The 21,114-nt window shown below is 41.6% G+C and carries 20 protein-coding genes; 12 read left to right on the top strand and 8 right to left on the bottom strand.

Going from position 1 to position 21,114, the window contains the following annotated elements; translation table 11 throughout:
• The first annotated feature begins 106 nt into the window (after nt 1–106).
• The 3 genes from murB (at nt 107) to FNW02_RS23440 (ending at nt 2,273) form a co-directional block, all read left to right on the top strand.
• Nucleotides 107–1,141, top strand: coding sequence for a UDP-N-acetylmuramate dehydrogenase (murB, locus tag FNW02_RS23450; protein ID WP_191759897.1), 1,035 nt, complete (start codon nt 107–109; stop codon nt 1,139–1,141).
• Between the two features lie 215 nt (nt 1,142–1,356).
• Entirely contained in the window at nt 1,357–1,704 is a 348-nt protein-coding gene (locus tag FNW02_RS23445; RefSeq protein WP_191759896.1) for a YbaB/EbfC family nucleoid-associated protein, read from the top strand.
• Nucleotides 1,705–1,787: 83 nt separating this feature from the next.
• Nucleotides 1,788–2,273 (top strand): low molecular weight protein-tyrosine-phosphatase, encoded by a 486-nt coding sequence (locus tag FNW02_RS23440; protein WP_191759956.1) that lies wholly within the window; start codon nt 1,788–1,790, stop codon nt 2,271–2,273.
• Between the two features lie 58 nt (nt 2,274–2,331).
• Here the strand turns inward: FNW02_RS23440 and FNW02_RS23435 are convergent, their stop codons facing one another.
• Nucleotides 2,332–3,015, bottom strand: a complete 684-nt coding sequence (locus tag FNW02_RS23435) for a response regulator transcription factor (protein WP_191759895.1) — start codon at nt 3,013–3,015, stop codon at nt 2,332–2,334.
• A gap of 584 nt (nt 3,016–3,599) precedes the next feature.
• Between FNW02_RS23435 and smpB the strand changes: the two genes are divergently transcribed.
• Both smpB and FNW02_RS23425 read left to right on the top strand, forming a co-directional pair.
• Nucleotides 3,600–4,067 carry an SsrA-binding protein SmpB gene (gene smpB / locus FNW02_RS23430; protein WP_191759894.1) on the top strand — a complete coding sequence of 156 codons (468 nt, stop codon included), beginning with the start codon at nt 3,600–3,602 and terminating at the stop codon, nt 4,065–4,067.
• A 174-nt stretch (nt 4,068–4,241) separates the two neighbouring features.
• Nucleotides 4,242–4,520: a WGxxGxxG family protein gene (locus FNW02_RS23425; RefSeq protein ID WP_191759893.1), complete on the top strand. Its 279-nt coding sequence runs from the start codon at nt 4,242–4,244 to the stop codon at nt 4,518–4,520.
• Between the two features lie 81 nt (nt 4,521–4,601).
• Here the strand turns inward: FNW02_RS23425 and FNW02_RS23420 are convergent, their stop codons facing one another.
• Together FNW02_RS23420 and FNW02_RS23415 are read right to left on the bottom strand one after the other, a co-directional pair.
• A complete protein-coding gene (locus FNW02_RS23420) occupies nt 4,602–6,011 on the bottom strand; it encodes an IctB family putative bicarbonate transporter (protein ID WP_191759892.1) in 1,410 nt (469 codons plus the stop codon).
• 194 nt (nt 6,012–6,205) lie between these two features.
• Complete coding sequence (locus FNW02_RS23415) at nt 6,206–7,759, bottom strand: GAF domain-containing sensor histidine kinase (RefSeq protein ID WP_191759891.1); 1,554 nt, start codon at nt 7,757–7,759, stop codon at nt 6,206–6,208.
• A gap of 1,255 nt (nt 7,760–9,014) precedes the next feature.
• Here FNW02_RS23415 and FNW02_RS23410 point away from each other — a divergent pair.
• From FNW02_RS23410 to FNW02_RS23400, 3 genes are all read left to right on the top strand, one after another.
• Nucleotides 9,015–10,205, top strand: coding sequence for a DegT/DnrJ/EryC1/StrS family aminotransferase (locus tag FNW02_RS23410; protein WP_191759890.1), 1,191 nt, complete (start codon nt 9,015–9,017; stop codon nt 10,203–10,205).
• Nucleotides 10,206–10,453: 248 nt separating this feature from the next.
• Nucleotides 10,454–11,347, top strand: coding sequence for a cyanoexosortase B (gene crtB, locus FNW02_RS23405; RefSeq protein ID WP_191759889.1), 894 nt, complete (start codon nt 10,454–10,456; stop codon nt 11,345–11,347).
• A 145-nt stretch (nt 11,348–11,492) separates the two neighbouring features.
• Entirely contained in the window at nt 11,493–12,215 is a 723-nt protein-coding gene (locus tag FNW02_RS23400; RefSeq protein WP_191759888.1) for a cyanoexosortase B system-associated protein, read from the top strand.
• Nucleotides 12,216–12,420: 205 nt separating this feature from the next.
• Here FNW02_RS23400 and FNW02_RS23395 read toward each other — a convergent pair whose 3' ends face one another.
• A complete protein-coding gene (locus tag FNW02_RS23395) occupies nt 12,421–12,951 on the bottom strand; it encodes an NADPH-dependent F420 reductase (RefSeq protein ID WP_225225857.1) in 531 nt (176 codons plus the stop codon).
• Between the two features lie 37 nt (nt 12,952–12,988).
• A complete protein-coding gene (locus FNW02_RS23390; RefSeq protein WP_191759887.1) occupies nt 12,989–13,303 on the bottom strand; it encodes a DUF3237 family protein in 315 nt (104 codons plus the stop codon).
• 276 nt (nt 13,304–13,579) lie between these two features.
• Between FNW02_RS23390 and FNW02_RS23385 the strand changes: the two genes are divergently transcribed.
• Together FNW02_RS23385 and FNW02_RS23380 are read left to right on the top strand one after the other, a co-directional pair.
• Nucleotides 13,580–14,935 carry a polysaccharide biosynthesis/export family protein gene (locus FNW02_RS23385; protein ID WP_191759886.1) on the top strand — a complete coding sequence of 452 codons (1,356 nt, stop codon included), beginning with the start codon at nt 13,580–13,582 and terminating at the stop codon, nt 14,933–14,935.
• Between the two features lie 168 nt (nt 14,936–15,103).
• Entirely contained in the window at nt 15,104–17,278 is a 2,175-nt protein-coding gene (locus FNW02_RS23380; RefSeq protein WP_191759885.1) for a GumC family protein, read from the top strand.
• A gap of 202 nt (nt 17,279–17,480) precedes the next feature.
• On the opposite strand, the gene FNW02_RS23375 is transcribed toward FNW02_RS23380, so the two are convergent.
• Together FNW02_RS23375 and FNW02_RS23370 are read right to left on the bottom strand one after the other, a co-directional pair.
• On the bottom strand, nt 17,481–18,152 hold the full coding sequence (locus FNW02_RS23375) for a rhomboid family intramembrane serine protease (RefSeq protein ID WP_191759884.1): 672 nt from the start codon (nt 18,150–18,152) through the stop codon (nt 17,481–17,483).
• A gap of 114 nt (nt 18,153–18,266) precedes the next feature.
• Nucleotides 18,267–18,986: a rhomboid family intramembrane serine protease gene (locus tag FNW02_RS23370; protein WP_191759883.1), complete on the bottom strand. Its 720-nt coding sequence runs from the start codon at nt 18,984–18,986 to the stop codon at nt 18,267–18,269.
• Between the two features lie 170 nt (nt 18,987–19,156).
• On the opposite strand from FNW02_RS23370, the gene FNW02_RS23365 reads away from it, so the two are divergent.
• Nucleotides 19,157–19,771, top strand: coding sequence for an acyl carrier protein phosphodiesterase (locus tag FNW02_RS23365; RefSeq protein ID WP_191759882.1), 615 nt, complete (start codon nt 19,157–19,159; stop codon nt 19,769–19,771).
• Between the two features lie 92 nt (nt 19,772–19,863).
• Nucleotides 19,864–20,580 carry a Uma2 family endonuclease gene (locus FNW02_RS23360; RefSeq protein WP_191759881.1) on the top strand — a complete coding sequence of 239 codons (717 nt, stop codon included), beginning with the start codon at nt 19,864–19,866 and terminating at the stop codon, nt 20,578–20,580.
• A gap of 8 nt (nt 20,581–20,588) precedes the next feature.
• Here the strand turns inward: FNW02_RS23360 and FNW02_RS23355 are convergent, their stop codons facing one another.
• The gene (locus tag FNW02_RS23355; RefSeq protein WP_191759880.1) at nt 20,589–21,071 is read right to left on the bottom strand and encodes an MEKHLA domain-containing protein; all 483 of its coding nucleotides are present in this window, start codon (nt 21,069–21,071) and stop codon (nt 20,589–20,591) included.
• Nucleotides 21,072–21,114: the final 43 nt, after the last annotated feature.

The following is a 21,114-nucleotide window of genomic DNA, read 5'->3' as shown; positions in this document are numbered from 1 at the left end:
TCTGATTTTTAAGCAAAGCACCCGTCTAACAAGGGTTCCATTGGTTTATGCTATTGCCGTATTATTACGGTAAAAAAATGTAAAAATTTTACCTATTAAAGTAAAAATGACAATTTCCCAGGCAGCTGGAAACGTCTGCACACCTTCTGCTTTGAATACAAAGAAACAGGAAACAACTAATTCAGTCAAGAGTGAGGTAATTTATTTACCCGGTACTGATTGTGCGCTCAAGTCTCAAGCTTCCTTGTCAGCGTTTACTTCTTATAGAGTTGGAGGAGCAGCTCAATGGTATGTTGCTCCTCGAAACTTAGAAGCGCTACACGCAAGTCTTAACTACGCAAAAGAACATGATTTAACAGTAACAATACTAGGAGCAGGTTCTAACTTGTTAGTGAGCGATCGCGGTATATCAGGCTTAGTCATTGCTACTCGTCATCTCCGCTACAGCTACTTTGACTCCAAAACAGGTCAATTAACCGTTGCTTCAGGAGAATCAATTCCCAGCTTGGCATGGCAGGTAGCAGAACTAGGATGGCAGGGATTGGAGTGGGCTGTTGGTATCCCTGGAACTGTTGGAGGCGCTGTTGTCATGAATGCAGGCGCACATAAAAACTGTATCGCAGATATGTTAGTTAGCGCCCAAGTACTTTCGCCCGATGGTACAGTAGCAACTCTTACGCCTGAACAGCTGGGTTATGGCTACCGAACTTCATTACTACAAGGTGGCCAGTCTCCTTCTTCCAGCAAAGACGCTACGCGAACAGAGAGGCATTGCCAACGCATAGTCACCCAAGCCACACTCCAACTTGAGCCAGGTGCCGATCCAGCACAAGTTGTAGCGCTTACCAAGCAGCACAAAAAGCATCGGCTGACCACCCAGCCCTACAACTTTCCTAGTTGTGGCAGTGTGTTCCGCAATCCCAAACCTTACACTGCCGGGTGGTTAATCGAACAAACTGGTCTAAAAGGTTACCAAATTGGTGGAGCACAAGTAGCACAACTCCACGCCAATTTTATTGTCAACCGTGGCGGGGCAAAGGCTAGTGATATCTTTTGTCTCATTCGTCACATCCAACAACAAGTTCAAGAACGTTGGTCTATTTGTTTAGAGCCAGAAGTCAAAATGATCGGAGAGTTTTAAAGTGCTTGTTGAAACTTGCAATCAAGGGTATGGAAAATGAACAAGTAAAAAGGCAGAGGAAAAAAAGATTAACTGTAACTTCCCCTGTCCTTCCTTGCTCTAATGCTTCATGCCCCCTGCCCGGCATTAATTATTGGTAAAAAAAGAGGCAAATTGCCTACCGCATCTATAATTGAATTTGATTTGTTATTCAATGCACGCGCGGACAATCAATTATGACAGGAAAAGGACAGGGATTTGGCTTTGGCTTAGGAAAAATGAAAGAATTAGCCGAAGCTTTTAAAAAAGCACAGCAAGTTCAAGAAGGTGCAAAGCGGCTCCAAGAAGAATTGGAGCAAATGGAGATTCAAGGAGAGTCTGGCGGTGGTCTAGTTAAGGTAATTGTCAGTGGCAACCAAGAACCTAAGCGAGTGGAAATTTCTCCAAATGCTTTAGGAGAAGGTGCAGAAGTACTTTCCGATCTTGTGACAGTGGCAATGAAAGACGCTTACAACAAGTCCACAGCAACAATGCGGGAACGCATGGAAGATTTGACAAGTGGACTGGAACTTCCTGGATTTTAGTCATTAGTCATTGGTCATTGGTCATTGGTCAAAAGACAAAAGACACATGGCAGATGACTAATGACAAAGGACAAAAAATATTTATGCCTTACAAGCTGCTGTTTGTCTGCTTAGGTAACATCTGCCGATCGCCATCGGCAGAGAACATAATGAATCATCTAATTGAGCAGGCTGGCTTGAGTGATAGCATTTTTTGTGACTCGGCAGGTACATCTAGCTACCATATTGGTAGCCCACCTGACCAACGCATGAGTGCTGCGGCTGCTACAAAGCTTTTAATTAAATTGCGTGGTCAAGCACGCCAGTTTAAAAAGTTGGACTTTCAAGATTTTGATTTAATTTTGGCTATGGATCGAGAGAATTATAAGGATATCCTCTCTGTTGATCAAACTGGGCAGTATCATCACAAAGTGCGTTTGATGTGCGATTTTTGCTCTCGACACACTCTTAAAGAAGTTCCAGATCCTTATTATGGTGGTCTAGAAGGATTTAATCAGGTGATAGATTTACTTGTCGATGCTTGTGAAGGTCTGCTTACATACGTTACTAGCCAGCAATTAATACAGTAACCTAGAAAGTACGTAGAAACTATAAAAGTCAGGAGTCTCAAAGTCCTGACTTCTATTTTTATTCCACCAAACCATGCTTAATTGCAAAACGCACCAACTCTGCTCTGTTGCTAGTTGAGGTTTTTCTCAATAAACTACTAACGTACTTTTCAACTGTTCGAGGACTAAGGTGTAACTGATGGCCCATGTCGGCATTAGAAAGACCATGAGTCAATAGCTCTAGAACTTCCTGTTCTCTGTGAGTTAGGGCTGAGAACAGCTGGGATGGCTGAATCTGAGTGAACAGAGAATTGTGGGTGTCTACTACTTTTGGTGAAGCAGAAATACCCAAATTCTCCTTATGAGAAAAACGGTACTCCGATTGAATGATTTGCGATCGCTCTAAAAGATTGCGAATTGCTGCTGCTAACTCTTCTAGTTCAAAAGGCTTGGGCAAGTATAAATCGCACCCTGACTGATAGCCCAGAATTCTTTCTTGGGTTTTAGTTCGTGCTGTTAACAAAATTACAGGTAATAAACGGAACGCTGGTTTTTGACGTACTTGTCGTACTAGTTCATAACCGTTCATCCGTGGCATGACAATATCCGTAACAATCAAATCAGGATGGTACTCATCCACCATCGCCAAAGCCTCTTGACCGTCATTAGCCATGATTAGCGAGTAGCCAGACAGTTCAAGATAATCGCTAATAGACAGACGAGTGCCCAGGTCGTCATCTACTACAAGGATCGTCAAGGGCATGGACAGTAGACCCCTAGCATTTTTTTTAGTAAGAAATTTGCTTCTATGAGCACTATTAATGAACACAGGCAAATATTAGTGTTCTTATGTTTCATACTATGACAGGATTACCAGCTAATAACTGCCTTAGGGTTAATTTATAAAGAAAATCTTAAATCATTACGAAGTGTTAACGAAGTTTAACCCATTTCAGCTTTATAGGCTTAGAAGAAATCAAGAGCTTTATAATTTGTAACAAATTACCAAAAAGCTAGAGTAAATACTCCCCATAATATAAATTAATATTGACTTAAACAATAATTTCCTAGAAACTATGTGAAGTAAACATAAATAAGCTTATACCCAAAGTTATTACCGTTAATAGTGTTTACTTGTTTTTGGCAACACATAACTGACAAACTAAATGATTATGTTTACGAACTCTAAGTAACTTGAAGTTACTGAAGAAACTTTAAATTGTAACTTGGAAAAGTTAAATTAGTGATACACAGTTGAGCATTTATATTGGTTTAATCTCACCTCAAAAATTTACAAAGTCAATCCAAACCATTTTTTAGGTACATTTAACGCATCCCAAATTATCAATGAGTGAAAAGAGCGAAGGTTACAAAGTTATTAGCGACAACCGTCAAGCCCGTTATTTGTATGAAATATTGGAAACCTACGAAGCTGGAATTCAATTAACAGGAACCGAAGTCAAGTCGATTAGGGCGGGTAGAGTTAATCTTCAAGATGGCTATGCTTTACTTCGCAATGGCGAAGCCTGGTTGATCAACGTGCATATCTCTCCTTACACTGCCAGTGGACAATATTTTAATCATGAACCGCGGCGTACACGCAAGCTGCTACTACATCGCCAAGAACTCCGCAAGCTAATCGGCAAAGTTGAACAGCAAGGTTTAACTTTAGTCCCTTTGAAAATGTATCTTAAAAGAGGCTGGGTGAAAATCAGTATAGCTCTTGGCAAAGGTAAAAAGCTTCACGACAAACGAGAAGACTTGAAGCGACGCCAAGATCAGCGCGATATTCAGAGGGCAATGAAAAATTATTAAGTATCAGTGTTGCCATACTACACTGGTGTGAGAAACGGATTGCAGTAGAAAGCATGTTGTATGTCCTCAGCGTGAGTTGAGAAAATGCCCAGTTTATAGCCACAGATTGATTTTACTAACTTTTAAACTCGATACAGTTGTGAATAACTTCGGACGGCATGAGGAACTTTCACGATGAAACGCAATTTCACCAAAGCTGTTGGCGCGGGCGTGCTCACCTTGAGTATGGGAATTATGCCCTTAACTCTACCTGCACAAGCCCAGACAACTACTGACCCCGGAGTCAATACAGTCCCCAGGACAACAACATATGAGCGCAATGATTTTGATTGGGGTTGGCTAGGATTAATAGGTCTATTAGGTCTAGCTGGTTTAGCTGGTAGAAAGCGTGATGACGAACCAACCCGTTATCGTGACCCCAATACCCCTGGGGCTACTACCTACAGAGATTAGACAATTAAAAATTCAAAAACAGTCAATAGTTAGTAAAAAACAACTGATTATTGACTGTTTTTTATTTGATACTGCTATTTCTCAGGTAGGTGAATTTAGTTCTTGAGCCTGATTTTGAGCTAAAGGTGTCCAGTAGCTAGCAATTAAAGCAACCATTAGCCACCAAAGGGTATTGACTTCAGGACGAAACCAGATAGTATCTACCATTCCATGAGTTAGCATACCCAGCAAAGTAGCGATCGCCCCAATTAGCCAAAATCCCTCGACACTTCTCAATTGTCGCAATCGTCTCACTTGCATCAATCCTGTATTAAAGGTAACAATTATTAACCAGAGAAAGCAAGCTAAACCAATGAAGCCAGTTTCTACAGCTACCTCCAATAAAATCGAATAGGCACTCAAAGCAGTATAACGAGGACGTTGGTAAAGAGGATAAATCTTATTAAAAGAGTTGTGTCCAGGGCCAATACCGATAATGGGCCGATCGCGAATCATCTCAAAAACAGCATCCCATACATTCCTACGAAAATTATTGCTGCTATCTTTGCGATCGGCAAAAATGCTGAACACCCGCAGGCGTACAGGCTCCACAAAGAGCACCGCCAGCACTAATATTCCAATCAAACCTCCCAAGACAATTGGTAACGACCAAGTACGCCAAAAAGGAGGCATTTCTATACTTCTCCAATAAACTAGCAATGCCATCACAGTTAAAACTGCCGCCACTAGTCCAATCCAGCCACCACGACTAAAAGTCAGAACCAGGCAGGCAGTATTGACAATCAACATAGTTAATGCTAAGGCTTTTTTAATCCAGCTTTGCCATGCAAAAATTGCTACTAAGCTAAAAACCACTGCTGGCAGGAGGTATCCAGCTAATAAGTTAGGATTTCCCAAATAACTGTAGACTCTTGTAGTCTTTGACAGAGGAGATTCCGGGTCAACCCAAGTTGCTAGTGCTGTGGCTCCAAAAAACCATTGTCGTAGTCCATATATGCTGACAATGAGCGATACATGTAAGTAAAGGATAATCAGCCAAGATCGCAAGCGAGGCAGCCTCAAGACTCTAGCACAAAGAGCAAATAGCAGTAAATACAGCGTCAACGTTGCCAAATCGTTAAGTGCCGCCCTTTTCACTGGTGATAATGCTGTTGCTACTACGGCAATTACCCAGTAGAGCAATACCAGTAGGTGAATGGGCGTAACTGAGGTGGTATTTGCTAGTGTTGCTTCATCAGATAAAGTCAGTAAAAGCCAAAATCCTACACAAGCAACCAGCAACAAACCCACTAAAGTGCTTGAAACAAAAGGTGCAAGGGCATACACCAGGCTGAGTAAGGCAGCCGCAATTGTTTCTCCCCATTGTATCAAGACGCTGGTTTGCCGCCAGGAACGCAACAGCCCTACTAGAGAACGGTGTAGGTAACTGGAAGCAAGATATTCTTTAATCGGTAAAGATGATAAAGTAAATCGTTGCCAGACTAAATTCATAAAAAATGATGTGATCAATTAGCATGTTGCCACAGAACTTGGACTTAATCATAATGCGGGTAGCTATAAAAAGGTAATAATGTAGATTGCAAATTGGTTATTTGTGATGACACTCTTATTACTAGCCCTCAGCTATTACCTATAATCTCAAAGCATTACAGCCAACTAATTGAAAACAGCTATAAGGTTTGTCATCAGACATCACTAATTGCTTCTGAGGGAGCAGCTAGTTGTAATGGCAAAGAAAGGACATAACGATATCCTGATTCTGGTGAACCTTGAATGGAAATTTGTCCACCATGCAGTTCTGCTAGCTGACAGCTAAGCAACAGACCTAAACTTTCACGCGAGAGACTTCCATGTGGTTTAGTTAAATCTATACCCGAAGTTATAGCAAAGATACTTGAGTGATTCTCACTCAAATCTTTTGACTTATCTAGTGCTATTGGTAAGTTATCTGGCTGATCCTGAGCTTCTAAATGAGTATTATAAGTTACTGTCTCACCAGAGAGATCCAGTCTAGACAAAGGATTGAATCGAAAATAGGGATCGACCTCAGTCATCCCATCTCCCAGCCAGGGATGCGAAACCCAAATAGTAATGTGGAGCGTATCTTCCTTGTAAGAGACATGAATACGAACAATACTACCTGTAGCAGAAAGTTGAATCACGCTAAAAACTAGGTGATAAAGAATTTGCCGCACTTTGTCTTTATCCAAAGGACAAATGCGATTACGTCCCGGTTCTATAGATAAGCGAATATCTTGCTCGCGGCGGTTAGCGACTTCTTCTAGAGTATTGATAGCTTGTTGACATAGCATTTCAATATCCACAGGAGCCAGATTCAGCACATCTGAGTTTTGATCTAGAGTACCAAGTTCGGTAATTTCGTTTACTAATGAAAGTAAGTACCGACCACTGTGTTGGATAATCTCTACATATTCTCTCTGCTTAGTTGTCAAAGGCCCGTAAATCTCACGTCCCAAAACACTAGCCATACCTAACACAGATGTTAAAGGTGTACGCAACTCCTGAGTTAGCTGCTCCAAAAGTTCTAGTTTCAGTTGCTTGGTAGAAACAGAGTCTTGATCTAAAGTAGGTGGGGTAATTCTGAGATCAGTATTATGGTCGTCATTGTATGACAGTATGGGAGCACTTTTAGAAGTGCTTGTTTCTAATTTTCCTTGTAGAAGTAGGTTGCGCTCAAATTCACTCATGCTCCAACGAGCAATGATTTGTAAAAACTCAATGTCTCGAGTTGTGAAATTGCGTGGCACTAAATCCATCACTGCTAATGCACCCAAACAATTTCCCGAAGCATCAATCAGTGGCGCTCCTAAATAAGCACGAATGCCATAATCTTGTACCAACTTACTGCTAGCAAGTACTGAATCTGTAAGCTTTTGCGTATCATTAACTACAAATATTTGATAACTCTCTACTACCTGTGTACAAAAAGATTCCCTGCGTAAAAGTTGACGGCTTTGTGCCAAATGATTCATTAATCCCAGCCTGGATAAGCCTATCGCCGACTTGAACCAGTGACGTTCTTGATCTACAAATCCCAAAATGGAAATTGGTGCTTCCAGAAAGTGGGCAGCAGTTTGAGTGGCTTCTTCAAAGACCGGAATCGTTTCTGGTTGCCGTAAACCTAATTCAGACAAAGCTTTGAGGCGTTGTTGTTCTCTTGTTTCCTGAGAAGTCCAACCATCCTTTAGGGCAAATAATTTGTTTTCAGGCTCTACCATTGCCACTGCTACCTTGATAATTGCTCGATACTGTAATTGATATAACCACTATTTTTGAGTTATCAATTGCTATTTTTAAGCATTCCCTAATTTCGCCTCTAATAAACAGCTTTAGGGCAAAAATTTTTCACCCACAGCCTTAAGCAGACGATGCAGTCTCCAATAGTTCTTATCCACTGGTGCTGAATGTTCTACTCAGCACTGGTGTCATCTGTATTGCTTGGTATTTTGCAAACAGACAGCGTTAGTTTTGGATTCAGCAAGGGTAACATAACGCTAAGGATACAATACAAAGGGGGTATCATTCTTATGCATAGAAGAGAAAATTATTGTCTGTACACTCAACGTAAATTTACTTAAAATAATCATTTTGGTAAAACTTTGTGTAACCATTTTTACTTAAAATAGCTAACATTGATTGTTGACAATCTTAGATACTTCACATAAGTCCCCATCTGATAGATTAAGTATGTTAAAACTGTACGCTGCAAATTATGTAAACTGTTTTATTTTCTCTTACTAGTAAATCATCATAGTTACCAACAATAATTGAAATTTTATTCAAAGATATTCAAATGCTTCATTCTAGCGTTGCCTAGTCGGCTGAGGTACAAATTTATCAGTGTTTATGGGTGTTCATCTGTGGTTAATTATAACTTCTGTGTACCTCACTCAAGCGATAACTGCTGTAATCAATTTTCAAACATTAAAAAACGTACTGTCACAATTTATAGGATTTATAGTATTTTTTCATATTAAAGTAGACAAAAAATGAACTTTATTTGTAAACTATTAATTTATAACTAGTTAATTTATAAATAATATGTTATTTTGGATTTCTTTGATATTTTTGAAAGCCAGATGTAGCAAAAAATGGCAAATATTTTATTATTTGCAAAAATATTTTAATTAACTTGTAGATATAAGTTAAATATCTTGGATTGATATTCTATTTTAATTATTGCTAAGCCAAGTTTTACTCGTTTATTAAAAGCAATTTTTATCTTATAAGATAGTACTTATATTTTCTAAGTTTTTGCAAAATATATGTAAAGTAAATAATATATAAAATTTTTAGAATAAATTAATTTGAAAAAATTAGCAATAAAAGTGCGTTTTTTTAAAATGCTGCAATTTTGTCAAGAATTACAGAATTTTTAGTAAATATATATAGTCTGATATTTACGGTTAAGTAAAAATAGATTAGCTTTGATGAAGCAAAATTTTAATATTTGAATTTTGAGGACAAGTAGTTATGAATAAAATGACTATTAAAATTCCTTTTGTAGATCTAAAGTTACAACATCAGCCGATTCAAACGCAACTACAACAGGTACTTCAGGTTGTATTAGAACAGGGAGATTTTATTTTAGGGCAAGCACTATCAGATTTTGAAGCAGCCTTTGCAGCCGCATCTGGAACAGAATATGGAGTTGGTGTTGCATCAGGAACCGATGCGATCGCCCTCGGATTGCAAGCGTGTAACATTGGAACTGGCGATGAGGTGATTTTACCAGCTAACACCTTCATAGCAACTTTGATTGGCGTGCTACGTGCTGGCGCAAAGCCTGTTCTTGTAGATTGCGATCCCCAAACAGCTTTAATTGATTTAGAAGCAGCCATAAAGTCAATTACACCACAGACCAAAGCAATTATTCCTGTACATCTCTATGGTCAGATGGTATCAACACGGCAGCTATTAGACTTTGCCGATACTTATAAAGTGCTAGTTTTTGAAGATGCAGCACAGGCACACCTAGCAGAAAGAGAAGGATTTCACGCTGGTTCACTAGGAATAGCAGCAGCTTTTAGCTTCTATCCCAGCAAAAATTTAGGTGCATTTGGGGATGGGGGGATGTTATTGACGCGAGATTCTGATGTAGCTCAAAAGATGAGGCGCTTACGAAATTATGGTGCATCACAAAAGTATTTTCATACTGAATCAGGTACGAATAGTCGCTTGGATACCTTGCAAGCGGCTGTCTTGCACCAGAAACTACCATATTTACCACAGTGGAATCGCGATCGCCTGACTATTGCCCAGCAGTACGATATGGAACTAGCATCCTTAGCAAATTCTGGCATTATCCCCATACAAAACCAAAGTGGTACAGGACACGTTTATCATCTTTATGTCATCAAAGTTGACGACACTTGCCCCACAGAACGTCAGCAACTACAAGAAAAACTAACAGCAGCAGGAATTCAAACTGGCATTCACTACCCAATTCCCTGTCATCTTCAACCAGCATTTACCAGCTTAGGCTATCAGCAAGGAGACTTTCCTCAAGCAGAAAAGCTGTCAAAGCAAATATTATCGTTACCGATGTATCCTGGTTTGAGTAGTAGCCAAATAAAAGAAGTTGTAACAGCGATCGCTGATGTCGTTTCAACAGGTTCTCGTTTAGATCCATCTGCTGCTGTCGTTGGCAGCATTGCAGCATAAATCGAAAATTGATATTAGCGATCGCCTTTTAGTTGATAAGAGGTTTTTTGAAGGAACCTCTTTTGTGTCTTCTTTAGATATGGGATAACAAGACATACTTGGCATAGGCGTAGCCCGCACTTCTTTAGGAGACCAAGGCGTAGCTAGCTTCTTTGTAGGAGTACGACTTGGCTCAGTGACCATCGTAGACATCGCATCAGCTAATAGTTTTTGAGTTGTTAATTTTTAATCTTGAATTGCTTAAAATCATGACATTCCAGCAACAGGTTAAAAACAGAAACGCGCCAGCCATTTTCAGTCTGGCTATTTTAGGCGTTTTGGTACTGCTTTATGCTCCTGTATTACTACATTGGTTGGATGGTTGGCTGCACAAAAATATCAGTACAGAGCACGAATATTTCAGCCACGGTATTATTGGCCTGCCATTTGCCGCTTACCTGGGCTGGTTGAACCGGAAACAGTGGAGACGATTGCCAGATATTACCCATCCTTTGGGCGCTGTCTTCTTATTATTAGGGGGAATTTTTTATCTTAGCGGCGTTACAGAGTGGGTTAACCTTTCATTGCCTGTTATGCTGGCAGGATTGTGTTTGTGGTTTAAGGGAATACCAGGTTTGCGATCGCAAGGATTTCCCCTGTTGTTAGTATTTCTGGCAACGCCGACAGCAATACCTTACCTCATTGCACCCTATACCTTGCCTCTGCAAAGCTTCATAGCTGGCACAGCGGGCTTCATACTGAATCAGTTTGGTATGGAAGTGACCGTTGATGAAATAAATTTATACGTAGGAGGAAGAATTGTAGAAGTTGCCCCCTACTGTGCTGGACTGAAAATGTTGTTTACTACTCTCTATGTCTGCTTGATGCTGCTTTATTGGACGGGTGCTTTGTCTTCACGTCGCACAACTATTTGGTTTTTATCTATTGCTGTCGTCATTAGCATTATTGCCAATATTGTTCGCAACACTTTACTTACTTTCTTTCATGGTACAGGTCAAGAAGCAGCTTTTCAATGGCTACATGAGGGTTGGGGCGGAGACTTATACTCTGCTTGTATGCTGCTGTTATTAGTGCCTTTACTAAATCGGATTAATAGCTATTTTTCAGCATCTCCAGAAACTCAGCAACAAGAGGAAAGTTAAAAGGGAGTCAGAAGCCAGGGGTTAGAATGTCCTTCCTGACTCCTTTGCCAAAACAATTTAAGATCAGGGTACATTGTCAATATTACTGAACTCATGGTGTTCTTTTATAAAGTAAAATTTTGCCTAAGTATTGCAAATTTTACTGATGAGTTCCTTATTTAAGTTTTTCAAGGAAAACCAATTAAGTCAAGTAATAGCACTTTTGTTATTGCTGCTACTATTAGCGATGGGAGGGATTCCCGGATATCTGACAGGACGTTGGCAATGGAAACAGCCGCCACCTGTTACAAGCCTTAATGAATTAAGACACATACGCAAGACTGGGTTAACCCTTCCTGGTTGGCAAACTATTGAACAAACAGAACAACAAATTGGCGAACGAAAATGGTCATTGCAGGTAATTAAGAAAGACGGTTCTGAATCCCAGGCTATCCTGCTGTTGCTGCCGCAAAATGGCCCTATGGATCAACCAGAGGTCGAGTGGACAGAGATTAACGGTTGGGGAAGGTCGCGTTGGAGAAAGTGGGACATAGCTCAATATCGCTCTGCCGAATTTACTGTGAAACAGCCTTCAAAGTTGGGATCTAATACCGAAACAAAAGTAGAAGCTAGGTTCTTTCGTGCCTCTACACCACAGCAAACCTTTGCTGTTTTGCAATGGTACGCTCTGCCAGAAGGTGGTAATTCATCACCTTTACACTGGTTCTTGGCAGATCAATGGGCACAGTGGCATAAGAAACGTACTCCTTGGGTGGGCGTGAGTATTATCATTCCAATGGAGCCTTTAGGGCAGGTAGAAAAATTGTGGTCTCTAGCCCAGTCTATTGGAGAAGCAGTGCAAGCTGCATTGATGACGACTGCTTTGTAGAATAAGTTACAGCTAACTGCGTTTTTACAGGGATTAAGTAAGCCTCTAAGATGGCAAAAATCCGACCATAGTTAAATATCAAGCTAAAGTAGGCAGTTCAAAACATAAAACCTCTGGTAAATTCATCTTAAAGACGACAAAAGCTTTTGAGCTTCTGTTACAGGCATGGGACAGTTATACATTAACCCACCCGGTTCTTGGTGAATCACTTGCTCCAATTTGCCGATATCACCCCTGCAAAGCCACTGTCTGCGATCAGGTGCGCGACGATTGCTTTGGCAGGCGCATCATCCCCGCAGTAAAACAATGCGTAGGGATCAGCACGACGAGCTTCATTCGCGAAAGTTGCTGTAGGAAGCGTGTTGTAAGCTTTGACAACTTTTGCGTTCGGTACTTTTGCTGCCAGTTCTAACCCTGAACTGGTGTCTGTGACACGAATAATTTTATCGGCTTCGCGAATGTAGGGATTGGTAGCATCAATCAAGATTTTTTCGTCTAGCGATCCGGCGGCGATCGCAGCATCCGTTGTCCAATAGTAAACTGCAAGCAAGATTACGTTTGCAAATGCTGTGGCTTGTGCGATCGTTCCAGCTTTTGTATTTGCCCCGGCTGTGACAACTAAATCCGTGAGTTGATCTGGATTGCGTGAACTGAACAGCACTTCATGTCCTGCTTTTGCCCAGAGTGTGCCCACAGTTCCACCAATTCCACCTGCACCGATTACACCAATTTTCATGACTCATTCTCCTAAACTACGTCTCTAAACTGCAAAATTAACGCAGAGCATAAACATCAAAATCGGCTTCAAAGGTGGCAAAATTCAATTCTGTAATGCCAACACACTGCAATCGATTCAACCATTGGTAATTAGGATGGGCAGTCTGAAGCCGTGGCGTAGTGTGAATCTTTGCAGTTGGAGAAAATTGACCGTTAAGAAAGTTTTGATAGCCGTTCTCACCTAAATCCATGACACCCGTGTAGGAAAGATAGATAAGAATACCATCGGTCATTTCAATCGTGCCACGCACATCCGTAAAAGAAGAGTCTACCTTTTTGAGATCAGCCGTTAGCGGAGGGAACTTAGACATCGCTTGTCACTCACTGATAAGACTGATATTTGGACTCGGCGATCAATACTTGCACGGTCATTTAGTTCGAGTCTCTCTAACGTAAAATTTCATCGCAGACTAGTGTAACTTGACTACTTTCAAGCCACAAGTATTAACCAGACCATTCGGAACAAGTTCACTAGAGTTGAGTCAATTTAATACAAGTTATTGCAAAGAAAAGAGACATTACGACTGTTTACAGAGTAAAATAACCACTCGGCGCAACCGAATTCTTAGTTCAGTATTACTGCACCGATGTTTATAGCTCCCAGTTCTCATATGCGTGCATTCAGCGCTCTGTTTTTTGTCAGCCTTCAGGTAAGCGTTTTAACAACACCCATCCAACTTGTTGTTGCCCAGCCCTTACCATCTCAAGGACAATCACCAAGGCAACCCCCCTCACCTCCGCTAGGTGTTGAAGTTGTACCACCAGGGGTAAATGACGAGGTTTCCCCCCAACTTAATCGTTATCTCTTAGGGCCAGGGGATGTAATTGGCGTTGCACTTCAGCGTCCTCCTGGGCCCTACCGTTTAGGAATAGGAGATGTAATTAGTGTTGCGGTTCAGCGCTTCCCGGATTTGAGTTTTCAAGCTGCTATTAATCCAGAAGGCAACATTGTGGTACCGCTACTAGGAACCGTGTCCTTACAAGGTTTAACTTTAGAACAAGCACAAGCAAAAATCCGCTCTGGCTTAAATCGTTATGTAGTTGATCCAATCATAGTTTTATCACTAGCAGGACAGCGTCCAGACTTTAGTTTTCAAGCCGCAATTAGTCCAGAAGGTAACATTGTAGTGCCGCAAGTAGGAACTGTGTCATTACAAGGCTTGAGTTTAGAAGAAGCTCAAGAAAAAATTCGCCTAGGCTTAAGTCGTATTTTCATTGATCCAATTGTGGTAGTATCTTTGACAGGGACGCGACCAGTTCAAGTTACCATTAGCGGGGAAGTATTTAGACCAGGAATTTATCCTATTAATTCGGGAACACCTCGTGTTGCTGATGCCCTGTTGATAGCTGGTGGTTCAACCTTGACCGCAGACCTGCGGCAAGTGCAAATACGTCGAAAGTTGATGGATGGTTCTGTAGTTTCACAAACTATTGACCTGTATGCAGCGTTGCAAAATGGCGGTTCACCACCTAATTTACGTCTGCAAGATGGAGATGCGGTAAGTGTGCCGCGTCGTGAAGTCGGTACTGATGATAGTTACGATCGCAACTTGGTAGCACGTTCATCGTTAGCTGTACCGCAGATTAGAGTCCGAGTTTTAAATTATGCTGCGGGAGGAATTGCCACTCAAGCACTGCCCAATGGTAGTACGTTTGTAGATGCTTTGGGAGGAATAAATCTCGATACAGCTAACCTCCGGGAAATTGCTCTAGTGCGCTTCGATCCTGAACGAGGCAAAGCTGTTACTCAGACACTTGATGCTAAAAAGGCTCTTGGAGGTGATGCATCTCAAAACGTGCCGCTTCAAGATAATGATGTTATTGTTGTTGGTCGGAACCTCATCGCTAAAATTACTAATGCCATCAGTACAATTACTCAACCATTCTTTAATATTCAGAGCTTTATCCGCTTCTTTGAATTCTTTAGCGGTGGTGGTGATTAGTTGCTCTAATCTCATTACTCCTTGTCGCTAGATAGGAGTGATGAGGGAGATGAGGGAACAGGGGAAGCAGGGAAAAAGACGAAATAACTACTGCTCAATGATTTTTAACCCTTGACTCTTCACAAATGACTAATGACAAATGACCAATAACTAATATACGCATCTGCCATGACCCCACCAATTGTTAAACGCTATCTTATTGCTTTTGATAAGTACAAGTGGATTGGATTAGCTAGTTTTGCTTTAGTTGTAGCGGGGTCAACAGTGGTGGCTGTGCAACCAGAACCACCCGCTAGCTATGTAGCATCTGCCGCGCTTACCTATACTGGGCCGCCAGTTTCTTTCTCTGCAACTGGTAGCGAAATCCAGCAGCAAGGGAAAGAACTGAACGAGCAAGTTTTGCTATCCGACCAGATAATTGAAGCTGTGGCAGCGAAAGTCAATGTTAAACCAACAAAGATCGGTACAAGTGTTGCTCTGAGTGTACCTAAAAAAAATCCCAGGACTGGAGAATTAGAATCTACAATCCTGGAAATGAAATATAAAGATACTGACGCCAAGCGAGCTACAGAGATATTGGTCGAATTGATGCAAGCAATGATCAAGTTGAGTGGTGATATTAATACTGGGCGATTAAAAGCGATTATTCAAAAAATTGACGAGCGCTTACCACAAGCAAAACGAGAACTACAAATTGCTGAGCAGAAACTAGAACGGTATGATCGCATAGAGCGAACAGCTATATTGGCTGCTGAGAATGGCAGTTTGCTCAACGGGGTTACTGCTAGCCAAAATCTACAAAGGCAAATTCAATTAACTGTTTCTGGGGTCGATGCCCAAATTCGCTCTTTAGAAAATAAGTTGGGTCTAACAGTTGGGCAAGCTTATGTTTCTTCTGCTTTAAGTGCTGATCCAATTATTGGCAACTTGCGAGCGCAAATTTATCAAACTGAGGCGCAAATCGCCGTTTTCAGGAAAGATTTACGACCTGAACATCCAAATATGATTCAGTTGCAGCGTCAAAAACAAGCTTCTGAGGAATTGCTACAACAACGTGCTGCTGAGGTATTGGGTGGTGGTGGTACAGCAGCTCCGCTTAGAGGTGATATTGCAGGTATTCGTACCCAAAGTAGCTTAGACCCAGCACGTCAGGAATTGGCCAACCAGATGGTGGCTTTGCAGACCCAACGGGAGACGCTGCAACAACAACTAGCTCAGGAAATCCAACAAGAGGCCCGATTACGGCAAGAGTATTCTTTAATACCTAATAAGCAATTGGAGCGATCGCGCTTAGAACAAGAGGTTGCACTGAAAAAAGCTGTCTATGACCAAATGCAGACAAAGCTTACTGATTCTAAGACCGCAGAGGCGGAAACCATCAGTAGCCTCAGCGTTGCTAGACTTCCCACAGTCACAGCCGATATTAAGCCCCCTAAAAGTGTGCCTGTTACCCTAGGTGTTGGTGGTTTCCTCGGTTTGTTGGTTGGTGGTGGAGTAATATTTTTGTTGGGGTCGTTGGAAGGCACTTACAAAACCAAGGAAGATATCCGCGAGAGCCTCAAGCAACGGGAAGTGGCACTACTGGGAGAGTTGCCTTTAATGCTAGTTGATGATTTGGATAAAGAAGCAATTCCAGTGGTACTTTCCCCGGATTCTCCTTATTCAGAATTTTACGAGAAGTTCCGTAGTAATTTGCGCCGCATTGGTGGTAGAGACTTGAAGGTGGTGCTGATTACTAGCACTGGTAGTCAAGAAGGTAAGACGGTGAGTGCTTATAACTTGGGTATTGCTTCTGCCCATGCTGGCAAAAGAACCTTGATTATTGAAACAGACTTGCGATCGCCTTCTCATTGTGCATCCCTAAAAGTAACTGCTGACCCCGATGCCACTATTGAACCCCTACGTTATTACGCCAGCTTGAGTGAATGTATCCGTTTAGTTCCCGATGTAGAAAATTTATACATCATTCCTAGCCCTGGCCCTGTGCGTCAATCCGCTGCTATTCTTGAATCAAGCGAAATGCGACGACTAATGGAAGATGTCCGCGAACGTTATGATTTGGTCATTTTAGATACTAATCCCCTGAGCTTATCCAATGACCCTTTGTTAATCCAACCCTACAGCGATGGTATAGTGCTCGTGGCGCGACCTAACCATACACAAGAAAACATGCTAGGTGAAGCTATTGATCAATTGGTTGAATCTGAGTTAGGGCTATTAGGAGCAATTATCAATGGTGCTGATATCACAGTAGCTATGCCCGAGCCAATTTCACCACAAGCCGCTTCACCTCAAGCAGATACAGAAATTGAAGAAGTTTCAGCGGGCGTCAGTAAAAACTAAGGGAATAGGGCATTGAACTTGTGGGCTATCAGATCCCTGACTTCTTTAAGAAGTCGGGGATCTAACCACTGCCAACTAAAGTGCTTAAAAAATCAAGGACTAAAGTCCTTACTACAAACACGTGTGACTATCAAAATTAATGCGATAGACCACTAGATACAGCGAAGCCGTTCAGTCTCTAGTTCCCTGTGCTCTATTACCATTAGTCGCGCTTAAACAGCCCAAACAAAGGCGCAAGGATTATCCCGAAAACAAAGCCCCCGATGTGCGCCCAGTAGGCAACTCCACCTGATTCCACACTCATATTTGCAGCTGCTTGCAGGCTGGCAAAACCTGATATCACATTCTGCACAAAGAAAATCCCGATTATTACCAGTGCCGGAACGCTAATTGTAGTCACGAAAAAACCCAAGAAAATTAAGGTCGTAACTCTAGCGTGAGGGAAGCGGATAATATACGCACCTAGAACCCCAGAGATTGCACCACTTGCCCCCAAGGAAGGAATAGCAGAATTCACGCTAATAAACCATTGGCACGCGGCTGCTAAAGCACCACATGCCAAATAAAAAATCAAATATTTGAAATGACCTAAGCGGTCTTCAATATTGTTGCCAAAAACCCAGAGAAATATCATATTTGATATCAAGTGCCACCAACCACCGTGTAAAAATTGTGACGTAATTAAAGTCGTCCACTCTCCGGCGAAGTTGGTAGTTAACTCTCGTGGTACTACGGCATATAGCTGGAAAAACTGCTCTAATTGTTCATTGGACAGACTCACTTCGTGAAGAAAGACTAAAATGTTCATCCCGATTAACCCATAGGTGAAATACGGGGTGATTCGCGTCGGATTTTCGTCGTAGAGGGGAAACACAGGTGTTTTTCCTAATTATCGATTAACTGCAATATATCCTGTGTGGCTGGCAGTTGCGAAGTTTAGGTAATTTCACCTATGAGATCTTTAAAGTATCTATGATACCTTGGAGGGCTACCCGTACCAGGATTCTTCCTTAGATTTGTCGCTAAATAAACCTAACAGCGGGCCGAGAATTGCCCCAAAAATGAAACCACCTGCGTGGGCCCAGTAAGCGATACCGCCGCTTTCCATGCCAATATTGGTAGGTGTTTCTAGACTGGCAAGTCCATAGAAAGATTGTTGGAGAAACCAGAATCCTAAGAAGAAATATGCTGGGACGCGGAAACTAGGGAAGAAAAACCCTAAAGGTACTACTCCGATAACTTCGGCGTTGGGAAAGCGGAGAATATATGCTCCCATGACACCAGCGATCGCACCACTTGCACCCAAAGAAGGAATGCTAGAATTCTGGGCAAAGTACCACTGGGTCAACGATGCTAAAACGCCGCAAGACAGATAAAAAAGCAAATATTTAGCATGACCCAGCTTATCTTCAACGTTGTTACCAAAAATCCAGAGAAACAGCATATTGCCAGCTAAGTGCAACAAACCACCGTGCAAAAATTGTGAGCTAATCAATGTTGCCCATTCTGGCACTGGTTGATTGAGAGAGATGCCGCCAAAGCTTAAAGTGAGTTCTCGCGGCACTACAGCCGCAAGGTGTAAAAATCCATTTAATGCTTGCGGAGGAAGACTTGCTTCATAAAGAAAAGCCAGGACATTGGCAGCAATCAGTCCAAAAGTAACATAAGGCGTGATTGTTGTAGGATTATTATCTCTAATTGGAACCACAGACGATTTTCCTGATTTTTGAGCAACTAGCTTCACAATACTGAATTTTGCAAGTAGTTTCTTCTACCTCATGGACAAATTTGGATTTAGTCGTTGGTACTAGGTAAAATAATTTTATTGCACTGCTTTGGGTAAATTTGCCAAACAGTTTAGATGGATGCATCGTACTAATGAATTGGCTAGCTCATTTGTTTTTGTCTGAACTAAATGTCGAGAGTCGATTAGGTAATCTTCTTGCGGACATTGTAAAAGGGTCATCTCGTCAAGAATTAAACCTAAACATCCAGCGAGGAATTGCATGTCATCTAGTGATTGATAAGTTTACGGACAGCCACATAGTTGTTAAACGCAGCAAAGAGCGCATTGACTCAGACTATCGACGATTTGCAGGAGTATTAGTAGATGTTTTTTACGATCACTTTCTGGCAAAGAATTGGTCTGATTATGCAAACGTATCTCTGGATGAGTTTACAGCAGAGATTTACAAGTCGTTTCAAGCATACCAAGGTCAGCTACCCGTAGTAGTCAATGAGGTAATTACTCGTGTGGTAAATGAAGACTGGTTGAGAGCTTACCGCAATTTAACTGGTGTAGAAAATACCTTGGCGAGGATATCAAAGCGGTTATCGATGCGATGTCTACGACGGGCTACGCCTACGCATAGACCATTCATCTTGACCGAGGCTATTGGTGAACTCACAACCCATTACGATGAGTTTGAGCATGACTTTCGAGAATTCTTCCCAGAATTGTGTTCTCATGTGCAGAATTGGTGTGCTACCTAGTTAACTCCCAATTTTTCAAATCCAACTTTTTTAATTTAACTGTCTTTTAAACTGAGAGTATAAGGGCAAATCCCCAAAATTGGAGGTATTGCATGGTACAACAACTAACATCGGACATCGTACCAGATATCGTCTACCCTGACAGTGACGGTCAACCAATGTCAGACAGCACCGAACAATTTCGATGGATTGTCACTATTAAAGAAAACTTAGAAATCTTGTTTGCATCACAAGATAATGTGTTTGTCGCAGGTGATTTACTCTGGTATCCCGTGCAAGGAAATAACAAGATTCGGCAAGCACCTGATGTAATGGTTGTTTTTGGTAGACCAAAAGGTAAACGCGGTTCTTACAAGCAGTGGGAAGAAAACAACATTTCCCCACAGGTGGCATTTGAAATCTTATCTCCTGGAAATCTAACTAAAGAGATGGTAAACAAACTACTCTTTTATCAACGCTATGGAGTTGAGGAATATTACATCTACAATCCAGACACAATTGACTTGACTGGCTTGCTGCGTTATGGAGGGGATTTAGAAGTAATTGAAGAGATGAATAGTTGGGTTAGTCCTCGCTTGGGGATTCGATTTGAAGTTATAGCAGACACCTTAGAAATTTATCGTCCTGATGGACGAAAGTTTCTCACATCTGTAGAACTAGATCAACTACGAGAGCAGGAACATCAACGCGCCGAGCAGGAACGTCAGGAGAAAGAAGCCGCACTTATAGAGTTGGAACAGGAACGACAGCGCTATCAAGATTTGTTAGCAAGATTGCAAGCAAGAGGAATTGATCCAGAAAATTTATGAGGTAGTAGTCATGTAATAAATTTCCATTTAGAGAAGAAAGCAGCTTGACCGCAGTGCTGATTTTGCTCATCTACTACGTTCCATAAAATAGTATCTTCTATGTAGAAGCGTTTACCATTACCAGAAATGCGGATACCGGAATAGTTGCTGATAAAGCCTTTGGTTGCTGCTTCTGCTAACAAGCGATCGCGTTCTTCCTGCACTACCTCTTCAGCCGATTTTCTGGAAGGCATTGTGATAAATTCTTCCCAAGAAAGCTCCCATAATTCCAATGCTTTGCGATTGCCATAGTTGAAAATTGGATTTGATTCAATCCCGTGAGAAACTAATACAAAGGGTGCTTCAAATAGAACTTGCGCTTTTTCCTGCGGTGAAGAAGCATTTATATTCAGCAAACAGTCCCCTGTCCAATGCTGAAAACTGCTCATTAAGCGTTGACTGTGGCGAATAATTGCCTCTTGCTGCCAAGGAAATTCGATAATGCTGGTCATAGGAAGGTGAAAATATAACACCAAGAATTTAGTATGACAAAAC

Source organism: Komarekiella delphini-convector SJRDD-AB1 (genome assembly GCF_014831675.1).
Classification (GTDB): Bacteria; Cyanobacteriota; Cyanobacteriia; order Cyanobacteriales; family Nostocaceae; genus Komarekiella.
The sequence above is the reverse complement of the archived record's forward strand: the minus strand, read 5'-3'. Positions and strand labels throughout refer to the sequence as shown.